The following is a 13414-nucleotide window of genomic DNA, read 5'->3' as shown; positions in this document are numbered from 1 at the left end:
GAACGCGGGACCGACTCGACGGTCCCGACGACCGAGAGGCCCTCAGATCGCGGTCGCCCCGGCCGCGACGGGGAGGCCGATGCCCGTGACGAAGCGCGCGTCGTCGCTGGCGAGCCAGAGCACCGCCGCGCTCACGTCCTCGGGTTCGACGATCTCGCCGAGGACGTTGTCGGGGCCGGACTGCTCCGCGATCTCGGCCATCTCCTCGCCGATGGAGTCGACGATACCGCCGGTCATCGGCGTGTCGACCGCGCTCGGGCACACGGCGTTGACCGTCACGTCGTACTGCGCGAGTTCCATCGCGAGCGTCTTCGTCAGCCCGAGAACGCCGTGTTTGGCGGCGGTGTAGTGGCCGAGCCCCGGCGACGAGACGTATCCTGCCGTCGAGGACGTGTTGACGATGCTACCGCCCTCGCCGCGGTCGGCCATGTGCTGACCGACGTGCTTGGCGCAGAGCCACATCCCCTTGAGGTTCACGTCGAGCGTCGCGTCCCACGTCTCCTCGTCGAGGTCGAGCAGGCCCGACACCGGCGCGACCCCGGCATTGTTCACCAGCACGTCGATCCGGCCGAACTCGTCTAGCGCCCGATCGACCCCTCGTTCGACATCGTCGGCGTCCGATACGTCCATCTGCACGCCGAGCGCCGTCGCGCCGCGTTCCTCTGCCATCGTGACCGTCTCGGCCAGTTCCTCTTCGCCGGAGAGTTCGTACGTCGACTCCTCCGGCGTCTCGCAGATGTCCGCGGCGACGATGTCAGCCCCGTTCTCCGCGAATCGGAGCACGTGCGAGCGTCCCTGGCCGCGTGCCGCGCCGGTGACGAACGCTACTCGGCCGTCAAAGTCGTAAATCGTCATGGACGAGGTACGCCGGCCAGAACCTTAGGCGTCGCCGGCGTATTTATCGCCGGCCGTTGGACAGACGGACGATGCACATCGCGGTCTGCGCACACGACTTCTATCCGGACCCCGGTTCCGGCGGCACGGGCCGATACGTGTACGAGACCGGACGCGCGCTGGTCGAGCGCGGCCACTCCGTCTCCGTCGTGACCCGCCGCCGCGGCGACGCGCCGGTTCGGAACACCATCGACGGCATCGACGTCTACCGATACGAGGTCGACGTGTACGGTCGTGACCTTCCGGCGGTACTGGACGGCCTCCCGGACGCCGCGGCGACTGTCGCGGACCACCTCGGCGCGGTTGGGACGCCCTCCGTAGTGAGCTTTCAGGGGCCGGTGACGTCTGCCCTCGTCGACGCGCTGGTCCCCGACGACGTGCCGCGAGATTGTACCTTTCACAGCCCGTGGCCGACGGAGTACGCCGTGAAGACCGGGGCGACGGAGTCGCCGACGGACGAACCTCGGGAGTTCCACGTGGAATGGCGACGGGCCGTCGAGCAGTACGTGCTGGACCGCGCCGACGGGGCCGTCACGCTGAGCGAGTACATGCGGGACCGGTTGACGGAGACGTACGATCCCCCGCTGGCGACCGTGATCCCGGGTGGCGTGGACGCCGACCGATTTCGGCCGGACGCCGGGGAATTCGACGCAATGGAGCCGGACAGCGACGGCACCGCGTTCCTCACGGTCCGCCGACTGACGCCGCGGATGGGACACGAAACCCTCCTGTCGGCGTTCGCGACGGTCGTCGAGCGACGCCCGGACGCGCGCCTCTACCTCGCCGGTGACGGCCCACACCGCGAGGCGCTGGAGGCGACGGCGGCCGAACTCGGGATCGGAGACCGGACGACGTTCCTCGGCTACGTGCCCGACGACGACCTCCCCGCTGCCTACGCGAGCGCCGACGTGTTCGTCCTGCCGACCCGGGAACTGGAGGGCTTCGGGCTGGCGACGCTCGAGGCCCTGGCGTCCGGGACGCCAGTGGTCGGCACGACGGTCGGCGCGACGCCGGAACTCCTGGGGCCGCTGGACCGGAGCGACGGGCTACCGGCCGACGTGCTCGTCCCGGCTGACGACGAGCGAGCGCTCGCCCGCCGGATGCTGGATTGGGCCGAGGCGTCAGACGCGGAACTCGCCGCCGCTGAGGGTACCTGTCGGTCGTACGCGCGGGACAAGTACGACTGGGACGACACCGCGGCGGCCCTGGAAACGCGGTGGGAGTCCCTCGCCGACGGACACTCGCCGGACGACGGGCGGGCGGGCTAGTCCGACGTCGCCGCCGGTGCGTCGGCGCTCCGCGCGGACTCGACGAGTTCCGTCACGTCCACCGACCGCCCGGACTCGTACGCGTTGTAGGCGGCCTCGGTGAGCGCGGTCACCTGCAGGCCGACCTCACCGGGGACCGCGGGATCGGCTCCCGTCTCGACGGCAGTCACGAAATCGTCCAGTTTCGCGCGTGTGAGCGCCTCGAAGTCCTCGTGTTCGAACGATGCCTCGTAGGTCACTGACTCCGACTCGACGACGGTCAACTCGCCGTCGCGGTACGTGGCGTGGCCGTCCGTGCCGATGACGGTGAGGGACTCGTGGGGGGTTGCAGTCGTCCCGTCGGCGCTGACGGCGATGCTCGCGGTGACGACGTCGCCGTCCCGCTCCAGCGTCGCGGCGAGCGCGCTGTTGACGTCAACGTCGTGCTCGCGGTAGTCCATCGTCGCGGCGACGCTGCGGGGCCTCGTCCCCGTGGTCCAGAGGAGCGCGTCGAGCAGGTGCGCCCCGGAGTCGTATAACTGGCCGCCGCCCGAGAGCGTCGGATCGGCGCGCCAGGCGTCCTTCTGAACGTCGATCCACTCCTGCCCGAGGTAGCAGTTGATCATGTGAACGTCGCCGATGCGGCCGCTCTGGACCACGTTCCGAAGTTCCCGGTAGGCAGGGTGGAAGTGACGCTGGTAGCCGACCGCCAAGACGAGGTCCCGCTTGGCCGCCGTCTCGACGAGGTCGACGGCGTCGTCGACACTCGTGACCATTGGCTTCTCCAGGAAGACGTGGAGGCCGCGCTCGAAGGCCGCCATCGCCTGATCGTAGTGGAGGGTGTGCGGCGTGACGATGGAGACCGCATCGAGGTCCTCGCCGTGGTCGTCAAGGAGGCGCTCGTAGTCCTCGTAGGCGGGGGCGTCGAACGCCGCCTCGAAGTCCTCGCGGGAGGGTGAGGCGACGTCCGCGCCGGCGATTATCTCCACACCGTCTATCTCGTCGTACACTTCCAGTTCGTAGTGACCGAGACCGCCGAGACCGATCGCAGCGAGTTTCATCTACTCCCTTACCGCCGCTTACCGTTTAAAAATATATCGGTGGTCGGAAATGTTCCGCTTCGTGATAAACGCCCTCCGATCCGAGTAGTCCACGAGGGGTGGAAGTCGTTACGAGTCAGTACCTCTCAGCGATAAAGGATACGTTTCCCTCTTGAGGTATTGGCGGCCTAGCGACCTGTTTTCGAGCGTCCAGAACCCCTATACGGCATCGTGGCTACGATTCACAGGGGGGACCGTCATGAGAGAGATCGCAGTTATTCACATGGATCTGATGGCTAAGGGTGGCGGCGAGGCAGTGGCGATGAACGTGTTGGAAGCATTGCAAGACGACTACGAAGTGACACTCCTCACGCTGACCGACCCCGACCTCGACGAACTCAACGACTATTTCAACACCGACGTCCGCAACGTCACCGTCAGTCGGGCGGGGCAGATAGCGTCGCGACTCCACGAGACGTTCGGACTGAAGTACTACGTCCTGCAGAACGCGTTACTGGGGCGGTACGCCCGCCAACACGCGGACGAGTTTGACCTCCTCGTGAGTACGATCAACGAACTCGGACTGAAGACCGACGCCGTCCAGTACATTCACTTTCCGTTCGACTGGACGGTGAGTCTCGATAACCGCGAACAGATCTTCCATCCGACGGTGGAGGAAGAGTCGTGGTACGAGCAGTTCTGTACGCGAATCGCGGGCGTCACGCGCGAGGACATCCAGGCGAACGTGCTACTGGCGAACTCGGAGTGGACGGCGGACGTGGTCGAGGACGCCTACGGGACTGAACCGCGGGTCGTCTACCCGCCGGTCGACACGACGGAGTTCGATCCGGAACCATGGGGCGACCGCGAACGCGGCTTCGTCACGGTTGGTCGCATCGAGCGAAGCAAGCGGATACGCGAGATGATTCGGATCGTCGACGGCGTCCGCGACAGGGGGCACGACGTCCACTTCCACGTTGTCGGCCCGACAGTCGACGAGGAGTACTTCGAGGAAGTCGAACGGATGGCCGACGAGCGAGGCTACGTCAGCCTCGAAGGAGAGACCGACCGGGCCGAACTCGTCGACCTGATCTGCTCCCACCGGTACGGTATCCACGGGAAGGAGTACGAACACTTCGGCATGGCAGTCGCGGAACTTGCCGCCGGCGGGACGGTCCCGTTCGTCCCCTCCAACGGCGGTCAGGAAGTGATCGTCGACGGCCGGGACGAACTGCAGTACGAGTCCCCCGGCGACGCCGTCGAGAAGATAGACTGGGTCCTGTCCGACTCTCCCGTTCGGAAGCAGGAACTGCGAAGCGACCCGGAAGCGATCCGTCGTCGGTTCGGTCGCGAGCGGTTCGCCGAGGAGATCCGATCGGTCGTCGGCGACGTGCTGGAATCCGCGGCCGCGTCACCAGTGATGTCCGGTAGCAGGGTATAACCGGGACCGGGTGGGTCCCCGCTCGCCGCGGTCGCGCCCGAAAAAAGTCACGACCGAGTCGTGCCCGACCCGTCGTCTCCGAGGACCGACTGCGGTCAGAGCAGCGCTCCCGACGTCAGCACCGCGATGAGCGCGGTGAGCGTCAACACGCTCGCGAGCGTCGTGACCATGATGGTCGTGCTCACGTACTCGGCGGCAGAGACCGCCCCGCCGCTCTCGCCGAACTCGACCGTGAGCATCAGCGGCGTGACCGCGGCAGGCATCGCACACTCCAGAACAAACACCCGGCCGACATCCCCGCCGAGACCGATCCCGGCGGCGACGGCGACGGCGAGAACGGGCGCGACGAGTAGCTTCAGCACTACGGCGGGAGTCACTCGGGAAAGTGCGGTCCCGTACGTCGTGTTTGCGAGTTGGATACCGAGGAGTAACAGCATCACTGGGATAGCGGAGTCACCCGTGAGTTTGAGCGTCTGCATCACCGTCGCGTCAGCCGGCGGAACCAGACCGGCCGCCCGCACCGTCGCGGCGGCCGCGACGGCGTAGACGAGCGGGAGTTCGAACACCTTCGTCACGGCGTCGCGAGTCGATCCGGCCTGTCCTCGTGAGGCGACGTACACGCCCACGGTGTACATCAGGACGGACTGCGCCGCGATGAAAAGCACCGCGGTGCTACGGCCGATAGCGCCGAACGCGAACGCCGACAGCGGGATGCCGTAATTGCCCGCGTTCGGGAACGCGCTCGTCAAGACGAGCGACCCGAGCGTCGGTGGCCCTTCACCGGTGATACGGCCGTACCCCTCCGCAATCCCGGCCATTACTACGGTGAAGACGGTAACGCCGGTGAACAGGGTCGCGGCCGTCCCGCGCGCGATGGGCGTCGTGACGAGACTGTGAAAGACGAGCGCCGGCGTCAGCACGTACAGCGTGATAGTCGCCAGCGGGTCCACGTCCACCTCCCGGAAGACCCCCAGGAGATAGCCGACGCCGGCGACCGAGAGAACTGGCAGTATCGACGTGGTCAGCGCCGAAAGCAGCGACATACCGTACACCGAGTCGGGGTCGTCTCACAAAGCTTTCGAGTCAGACGGGCCCAGGATCGTCCGTCGCGCAGCGGTCATCAGGATTCTTCTCGCCGTATGCGACGCAGCCGGGAACGGTCGAAATCGTAGCGTCCGTCGCCGTCGCGCGTCACGAGCGAATCCGTTCGGAGTTCGGTGAGGAGGCTACGTACCGACTCCATCTGCGCGTCCACGCGGGGTTCTATCTCCCGGGACCCAAGCGGGCCGTTGCTCGCGAGCAGCGTCAGAACGTCCCAGGCGTAGTCCTCGTTACACAGCGACTCCCGGCGGGCGAACGCGATTCGTCGGCTAACCGGGTCGGAGCGAAGCAACGCCATATCGTCGTCCGTCGTGCTCCCGCCGTCATCGGAGTGCCGGGCGGCCTGGTTGGCCCGTTTCTCGTTCGTTGCGGGGTCGGCCGACGCGGTAGTCGAGGAACCAGCCGACCCGGCGGATGACAGGTCGGTCGACGTACCGGGCGACGGGGCCTCGTTCGACTGTCGCTGACGGTCAGCGAACTCGCGGTACTGTTCTAGTTTAATCTCCTTTCGCGCGAGCGCGGTTTCTAGCTCGTCGACGCGGTCCTCCAGCGCGTCGACTTCAGGTCTGTCCGCCTGCTTTGCGAGCCGTTCGTTCTCCGACCGTAGCCGCTCGTTCTCCGCCTCCAGTTCCGCGATTCGGTCGCGGGCGTCGCCGAGGTCGGATTCGAGCGTCTCCATCCGCTCGCGCTGCTGCTCGGCCGCATCGCCCGTGGGCAACTCCGTCTGCTGTGTGTCCTCCGGTTCGACGTCGCCGTGTCGGAAGGCGTTGGCCATCTTCCTGGCGGCGGCGGAGACGTCGCGGGCGGACTCCAGTTCGCTTTTCAGTTCGGCGATCCGTTCGTCCTTCCGTTCGAGTTTCGACTCCAACTCGGCCACGCGGTTACGCTGTTTTTCCTGTTGCTCTGTGATGTCCTGTAAGTCCCCGACCAGCGTCTCGCTGACGGATTTGAGCTCCGGCCGTTCGAAATCGTCTAGTCCGGGCGTCGCTCCGGCGTCGAACGTGCGCTTCCGTCGAAACTGGATCCGACGCACGTCAGCCTCGGTCCAGTCCGTCTGGAGGAACGCCTCGCCGTCGCCCAGATCCGAAACCATCTCGCCGTACTCCCTGTCGACGATCCGACCGACGACCTTGGTGTCGTTCTCCCAGGTCAGGCGGTGCCAAACTAGCCAGTTAGCCTGCGTGATGAAATCCTTCTTGACGTCCGCCGGGCGCTGACTGATGCCGACGATCCCTAGCCCGTGCTTGCGTCCGCGTTTACCGATCTTGATGAGCATCTGGCCGGTTTCGCCCAGGCCGCCGCCCTCCGGAATGTACTCGTGGACCTCCTCGACGACGAGCAGAAACGGCTTCTTCAGTTTCTTCTCTTTCGTGAACAGGTGCCGCGCGGTCTCGCGGATGAGTTCGTCGGCCTCGCTCTCGTCGAGGTAGCCCGATACGTCGAGGATGACGGGGACGTTCTCCTCCAGAGCGAGCGTGGCTATCTTCTCGGCGTGTTCCGCGCCGATCTGTATGTCACACTCCTCATCCGCGCCCGCGTGAAGGAGTTCGTACTCCTCTTTCAGCCCGTAGTACTCACCGTCGGTATCGACGATCAGGAGCGGATAGCCCGCTTCGAGTAGTTCTTCGCCGATAACGCTCGCGGTGTTACTCTTCCCGCTACCGCTTTTCCCGGTGACGAACCCGCGGCCGGTCAGCAGTTGCACTACCGGCAATGTGACGTCCGTCCCGTGGTCGTCGTCCGCCGCCTGAAGCTCACCGACGGTGACGTGTTGGCTCTCAGTCATTCGCTCGTTGCCCCTGTCTCCTCCCAGCGTAAAGAACTTCGCGTCTCCGCAACGGCCGGACACCTCCGGTCCGCAGGAAAGTATTATTAGTAAGCGCGCCCTCTTTTCTCGTGCAATGGCGAAAGGTACGGTCGATTTCTTCAACGACACTGGCGGTTACGGTTTCATCGATACAGAGGACGCAGACGAAGACGTGTTCTTCCACATGGAGGACATCGGCGGACCTGACCTCGAAGAGGGACAGGAAGTCGAGTTCGAGATAGAGCAGGCGGACAAAGGCCCGCGGGCCAAAAACCTCGAACGGCTGTAGACGAACCCGGAGAGAATCGGCGAGAGAACACAGTATTTCATACGACCGTTAGCCTACCGTATCGGCAGTTCGGCTGCGGAACAGCGTCGCGACGCGTGTCCGACAGGGCCGTTTCCTTCCGAGTATCGCACTAACCGTTATTCGAGTCTGATCCACCCGCTGGACACTTCCCCGTCGCGGAGATGCCAGCGGTGTTGGGTCACCTCGCCCTCGGTCCGAACCTCGACGATAGCGTCGAACAGCGGTTCGAGGAGGTGGACGGCGTCCGAGTCTCGGTCGACGCTGAGATGGAAATGCCCCATTCCCGACGCCTGCCTGACGCGCGATGTCACCATGTGGAGCAGGCGGAACACGTTTTCGGGGGAGTGATTGTCGAGTAGCGAGACGAGCGAGTCGACGCAGATCCGGAGTTGCCCCGGGTCGAGGCCGTCGTTTCCTTCTTCGAATTCGTCTATCGATGTGATTATTTCCTTGCCGAGCGCGCTCAGGAGTCGGCTGTCGACGACCGACTCCTCGAAACAGGGATCCGCAGTTGGTTCCTCAACCTGCTTGAAGATGACCCTCGTGTTGTCGCTGGCACCGTCAGAGAAGCGTTCGCGGGCGTCGTATCCATCCGTGAAAACGAGCAGTCGATGGCGGGGGTCGTCGCTGGCGTCACCGAGCAGACGGCGGCAGGCGAGGACGTGGGAATCCTGGCACTCGTTACCCACCAATAGAATGTTGCTCCCCTCCCGTTTCAGCGCCGCTAGTTCCTGAGAGAAAGCCGTACTCTCCGGAACACCCCCACCATGCTCGGTGTGCATTCTTTCAGTAAATAGAGAACAGGATACAATAAATATTGCGGCCAAATTTTTTATCGGAATGTCTATGCTGGATAGCTTTCTGGAATTCTTCAGATACGACTTAAATCTGCTTGGACTGTATTAGTTGGCGAGCGGGATCCGGTTCAAATCGTGGAAACAGGCAATGGCTGCCGCTGTCAAGCGATTTCGAAGGATTGGGGCCGAGACCCGGGGAAACGGCCGTTTCCGAGGCTGTAGACACGCCCCGACCAGTCGGTTTTTGGCAGTGCCGACCGAAGCAAGCGTATGAGCGATGCGACGCCCGACGACGACATCGCCCGGGCAGCCGAAGATCTGGCTGACGCCCTCCGCGAACTCAGAACTGACGTGGAGCCGCCCCGCGGTCCGCTGGGGCTCCCCCGTCCGCCCCGTCCCGGTGAAGTACTCCGGTTCGCTGACGAGGCGGCTCTCCCCGCCGTCATCGCCGTTCTGGAGGCGAACATCCGGATCCTCGAGGCGTTTCAGCAGGCGATCCGGCTGGCACGAACAGGCGAGAACGCTCGCCAGCGCGGTACCGAGGCCCGCAACCGCGCGGCTGACCTCAGTCAGTCCACGCTCGAACGGGTCGATAGCGCGCTCGCCGACCTCCAGACTGCAATCGAGTCGGGGGAACTCCCCGAGGATTCGCCCGCCCGTCCCGTCCTCGAAGACGCCCGCAACCTCCGCGCCGAGATAGACCGTCGCCTCCGCGAGGCGACCGAGGAGGACCACAGACTCGACGAGTACGAGGACGCGGACACGGACGCGGACGACGAGGAACTCGACCGAGGAGTCAAGGTCGATGTCGACGCCGAACTCGACTCCTTGCGCGACCAGTATCGAGACGACGGCGGGGAAGACGGGAACGGCGATCAGGGCGAGGACGGCGAGGACGGCGAGGAGTAACCGGAGCGATCAGCCGGAAGGGGCATCGATAGTCCCGACCTGAATGTTCCAGAGGGTAGCGTATGCACCGTCGTGTTCGAGCAGTTCCTCGTGCGTGCCCCGCTCGACGATCTCGCCGTCGTCGAGCACGAGGATACGGTCGGCCGTCCGCACCGTCGATAACCGGTGTGCGACTACGAACGTCGTGCGGTCTTCGACGAGTTCTCTGAGCCGTTCTTGGACGATCCGTTCGGTCTCCGTGTCGACGTGGCTGGTCGCCTCGTCGAGGACGAGTATCTTTGGGTCGGAAACGACGGCGCGTGCGATGGCGATACGCTGTCGCTGACCGCCCGAGAGCTTCACGCCGCGATCGCCGACCTCGGTGTCGTAGCCAGCGGGTAACGCCTCGATGTCGTCGTGAACGCCTGCCAGACGCGCCGCCTCGCGGACCCGCTCGTCGGACACGTCGTCATCAGCGCCGTACGCGACGTTGTACCGGACGGTACCGTTGAACAGAAACGAGTCCTGGTTTACGTACCCGACGGCGTCCCGGAGACGCCGCCCCGGAACGTTCCGGACGGGTTCGCGATCCACGGACACGGTTCCGCGGTCGGGGTCGTACAGTCCGAGCAGGAGCTTCACGACCGTAGATTTCCCCGCGCCAGTCGCGCCGACGATCCCGACTGTCTCCCCGGGATCGACGCCGAAACGTACGTCCTCGACCGCAGGCTGGTCGTCGTCCGAGTAGCGGAACGTCACGCCCTCGAAGCGAACGCGACCGTCCTCGACCGCTACGGAGTCGTCCCCGGGGCTGCCGTCCTCACTCTCTCGGGCGTCCGTTCGGCGTTCGTCGCCGTCGCGCTCCCCGCCGCTCGTGAGGCCGTCGATACGTTTTGCGGCCGCTTTCGCGGATTTGTACCCGTCGATGACTCCGCTGAGGTTCTTCAGCGGGAGCGTGACTCGCTCCATGTAGAACAGAAACGGGACGAGTTCGCCGGCGGTCAACGGCCCCGAGAACACGAACGGCGGCTCCACGAGTATCCAGTAGATCCCGATAGAGAGCGTCGCGAGCAACCACGCGCCCGCGACGAGACGGTTCAGGGGCGCTTGCCGGACCGCCAGTCGCTTGGCCCGGAAGCGCGCACGGAAGTGGTTCAGCGAGGCGTCTTCGACGCGGTCGCGCTCGTGGTCCTCCGCGGTGAACGCCTTCACGACGCCGACGCCGTCGAGGCTGGTTTCGAGGTGCGCGTTCAACCCGCCGCGCTCTCTTCTGACGGCGTCCTGTAGCGGTTCGAGCCTCCGCGCGAACCGGTAGTTGATTGCCGCGACCAGCGGGCCGGACGCAAGCACGAAGACCGCGAGCTGCCAGTTCAGCACGGACATGTAGACGAGCGCGGCGACGAGCGTGACGGCGATCCAGACTGCTGCACCGAGCAACACCGTAAAAAACGTCTCAAGCTGGTTGACGTCGTCGTTTAGCGCGCTCATCACGTCACCAGTGCGGTGAGTGTCGAAGTAGTCGAGTCCGCGGTCCAGGGAAGCGTCGAAGGTGTCGACGCGGATCCGGTGGAGGAGCCGCTGGGCGAACACGCCGGAACTGAACTCCGCGAGGGAGCTGCCGAGGACGGTCACGGCGTTTACGGCGAACAGCAACGCACCGACGAACACGAGCATCGGGAGCGGGTCCGAGGGCGTCCAGGCGTCGGGGAGTAACGGCAGCGCGAGCGGCTGGCCGTTGAACAGCGCGTCGATGGCGAGTCCGACGATGAAGACGTCCGCGAATCCGATGAACGATTTCGCGGCGTCGAACCCGACGCCGGCCGCGAGATAGTGGCTATCCGCTCGGCCGTACCGGCGTATCAGTCTCAGTAGCGGGTAGTTGGCGGACGCATCGTCAGCGATGTCGGCGGTCGTGTCGTCCGTCATTTGACCGCCTCCGGTTCGGCTTGCCCGCGAGTATCGTCGGCCCTGGCGGCGGCGATAGCGCCGGTCTGGATGCGCCAGAGCGTCGCGTAGACGCCGCCGGCAGCGACGAGGTCGTCGTGGGTACCGCACTCCGCGACCTCCCCGTCGTCGAGGACGAGTATGCGATCAGCATCCCGAACCGTCGAGAGGCGGTGAGCGATCGCAAACACGGTTCGGTCGCCGGACGACGCCGAGAGGCGTCGCTTGATCGCGGCTTCGGTCTCGTTGTCGACGTGGCTGGTCGCCTCGTCGAAGACGAGTATCTCGGGGTCGTGGTAAAGCGCGCGGGCGATAGCGATGCGCTGTCGCTGCCCGCCCGAGAGGCTCGCCCCGCGCTCCCCGACCTCGGTGTCGTAGCCGTCCGGGAGGTCCGTGACGAACTCGTGGGCGTCGGCCGCCTCCGCCGCCGCGACGACTTCTCGGCGGTCGGGGTCGCGGTCACCGTACGCGACGTTCTCCGCGACGGTGCAGGGGAACAGATACGGCGTCTGACTGACGTACCCGACGTGTTCCCGGAGACTCGCGGGGTCAGCGGTCGTGACGTCCTGGCCGTCGACACGCACGGTCCCCGCATCCGGCTCGTAGAACCGGAACAACAACTGTAGAAGGGTAGACTTACCGGCCCCAGTCGGCCCGACGACGCCGACGAACTCCCCCGGTTCGGCGGTGAACGAGACATCGGCGAGCGTCCCGCCGTCCTGCCCGCCCTGGCGGTCAGCGTTCTCGTACGCGAAGCTAACATCGTCGTACTCCACGCGCCCCGCAGTCACGTCTATCTCCGACGCGTCGACGTCCTCGGTTTCGGTGTCATGTCGGAGTACTTCGGCGACGCGCCGGGCGGACGCCTGCGCGCTCTCGACCTTGTCGACGACCTGGACAGCAAGCCTGCGGGTCGGATCGAGAAACGACTCGGCGTAGATGAGAAACGTGAGCAGGCTGCCCGCAGACAGCTCCGCCGTGAAGAACGCGGGCGGACCGGCGAGTACCCAGTAGCCGCCGAGGAGGAACAGCCCCCAGATGCCGACGGTCCCCGAGAACCACGAGATGCCGTTGTACGCGACGCGGAGTCGGATCGCCGCCCACTTCGACTCCCTGAAGTCGTTCGAGGCGTCGGCGACCCGGGCGCGTTCAGTGGATTCGCCCGTGAACGCTTTCACCGTGCTCAACCCCTGGATCGCGTCTCGGATTCGGGCATTGACGGCCCCCACGCTCTCGCGGACGGCGTCGTACCGCGGTTCCAGTAGCGCGGCGTAGACGCGGGCGGTGGCCACGAGCGCGACCGGCACCACCAAGAGGAGCGCCGCGAGCTGCCAGTTCAAGGCGACCATGAACGCGAACGCGCTAACGAGGCTACCGCCGTACAGCAGACCGTCGCGGCCGCCCGCGAACAGGTCCCCGAGGTTATCGACGTCGTCGTTGACGACGCTCAGGACGTCGCCGCGGTCCCGGTCGTCGTGGAACGGCATCGGTAGCGACGCAGCCGTGTCGTAGACAACGACCCGGATCTCGTGCAGCGTCCGCAGTGAGGCCGTTTCGTACACGAGGCTTCCGTACCACTTGGCGGCGCTCTCCGCGGCGACGGCAGTACCGAGAACGCTCACAGTGAGTACGGCTTGCCCGGCCGGAGCGGCCGGGATCCACGCCGAAGGAACGAATGGAAGCGTGTACGACTGGCTTCCCAGGAGGAGCGCGTCGAGAGCGACACCGACGACGAGCGCCGGGACGCGCTGGAGGAACACTGCCGCGACGAGCAGGCCGATACCGAGCGCAAACCGCCGCCATCGCGGTTTCGCGAACCTGTCGAGGACGTAGCCGACTGGAGACTGCGACTGAGTCATATCTGCGAGGGGTGGTTCCGATACAGCGACTGCATCGAGATAAACGTAATCTGTAGAGCGTTACTGTAAAGTATAATACAACTATG

Annotated in this window: 11 protein-coding genes; 4 read left to right on the top strand and 7 right to left on the bottom strand. The window is 65.4% G+C overall.

Annotated elements, in window-relative coordinates; genetic code table 11:
* Window positions 1-42 precede the first annotated feature (42 nt).
* Window positions 43-855 carry a mycofactocin-coupled SDR family oxidoreductase gene (locus SM753_RS02610; protein ID WP_323190424.1) on the bottom strand — a complete coding sequence of 271 codons (813 nt, stop codon included), beginning with the start codon at window positions 853-855 and terminating at the stop codon, window positions 43-45.
* Window positions 856-926: 71 nt separating this feature from the next.
* On the opposite strand from SM753_RS02610, the gene SM753_RS02605 reads away from it, so the two are divergent.
* Window positions 927-2162 carry a glycosyltransferase family 4 protein gene (locus SM753_RS02605; protein ID WP_323190423.1) on the top strand — a complete coding sequence of 412 codons (1236 nt, stop codon included), beginning with the start codon at window positions 927-929 and terminating at the stop codon, window positions 2160-2162.
* Here the strand turns inward: SM753_RS02605 and SM753_RS02600 are convergent.
* On the bottom strand, window positions 2159-3202 hold the full coding sequence (locus SM753_RS02600) for a Gfo/Idh/MocA family oxidoreductase (RefSeq protein ID WP_323190422.1): 1044 nt from the start codon (window positions 3200-3202) through the stop codon (window positions 2159-2161). The genes SM753_RS02605 and SM753_RS02600 overlap by 4 nt on opposite strands.
* 238 nt (window positions 3203-3440) lie before the next feature.
* Between SM753_RS02600 and SM753_RS02595 the strand changes: the two genes are divergently transcribed.
* Window positions 3441-4622 carry a glycosyltransferase family 4 protein gene (locus SM753_RS02595; protein ID WP_323190421.1) on the top strand — a complete coding sequence of 394 codons (1182 nt, stop codon included), beginning with the start codon at window positions 3441-3443 and terminating at the stop codon, window positions 4620-4622.
* A 95-nt stretch (window positions 4623-4717) separates the two neighbouring features.
* On the opposite strand, the gene SM753_RS02590 is transcribed toward SM753_RS02595, so the two are convergent.
* A complete protein-coding gene (locus SM753_RS02590) occupies window positions 4718-5665 on the bottom strand; it encodes an AEC family transporter (RefSeq protein WP_323190420.1) in 948 nt (315 codons plus the stop codon).
* Between the two features lie 77 nt (window positions 5666-5742).
* The gene (locus tag SM753_RS02585; RefSeq protein ID WP_323190419.1) at window positions 5743-7509 is read right to left on the bottom strand and encodes a DUF87 domain-containing protein; all 1767 of its coding nucleotides are present in this window, start codon (window positions 7507-7509) and stop codon (window positions 5743-5745) included.
* Window positions 7510-7624: 115 nt separating this feature from the next.
* Between SM753_RS02585 and SM753_RS02580 the strand changes: the two genes are divergently transcribed.
* Window positions 7625-7819 carry a cold-shock protein gene (locus SM753_RS02580; RefSeq protein WP_128476257.1) on the top strand — a complete coding sequence of 65 codons (195 nt, stop codon included), beginning with the start codon at window positions 7625-7627 and terminating at the stop codon, window positions 7817-7819.
* Window positions 7820-7956: 137 nt separating this feature from the next.
* Here SM753_RS02580 and SM753_RS02575 read toward each other — a convergent pair whose 3' ends face one another.
* Window positions 7957-8622: a hypothetical protein gene (locus SM753_RS02575; RefSeq protein WP_323190418.1), complete on the bottom strand. Its 666-nt coding sequence runs from the start codon at window positions 8620-8622 to the stop codon at window positions 7957-7959.
* Between the two features lie 285 nt (window positions 8623-8907).
* On the opposite strand from SM753_RS02575, the gene SM753_RS02570 reads away from it, so the two are divergent.
* A complete protein-coding gene (locus SM753_RS02570; protein ID WP_323190417.1) occupies window positions 8908-9546 on the top strand; it encodes a hypothetical protein in 639 nt (212 codons plus the stop codon).
* 9 nt (window positions 9547-9555) lie between these two features.
* Here SM753_RS02570 and SM753_RS02565 read toward each other — a convergent pair whose 3' ends face one another.
* Both SM753_RS02565 and SM753_RS02560 read right to left on the bottom strand, forming a co-directional pair.
* The gene (locus SM753_RS02565) at window positions 9556-11451 is read right to left on the bottom strand and encodes an ABC transporter ATP-binding protein (protein ID WP_323190416.1); all 1896 of its coding nucleotides are present in this window, start codon (window positions 11449-11451) and stop codon (window positions 9556-9558) included.
* Window positions 11448-13328, bottom strand: coding sequence for an ABC transporter ATP-binding protein (locus SM753_RS02560; protein ID WP_323190415.1), 1881 nt, complete (start codon window positions 13326-13328; stop codon window positions 11448-11450). The genes SM753_RS02565 and SM753_RS02560 overlap by 4 nt, the downstream gene beginning before the upstream one ends.
* Between the last annotated feature and the right edge of the window lie 86 nt (window positions 13329-13414).

Origin of the sequence: Halostella sp. PRR32, from assembly GCF_034808085.1 — an archaeon.
Taxonomy (GTDB): Archaea; Halobacteriota; Halobacteria; order Halobacteriales; family Natronoarchaeaceae; genus Halostella; species Halostella pelagica.
Note: the sequence above shows the minus strand (reverse complement) of the source record. Positions and strands in the feature narration are given on the sequence as shown.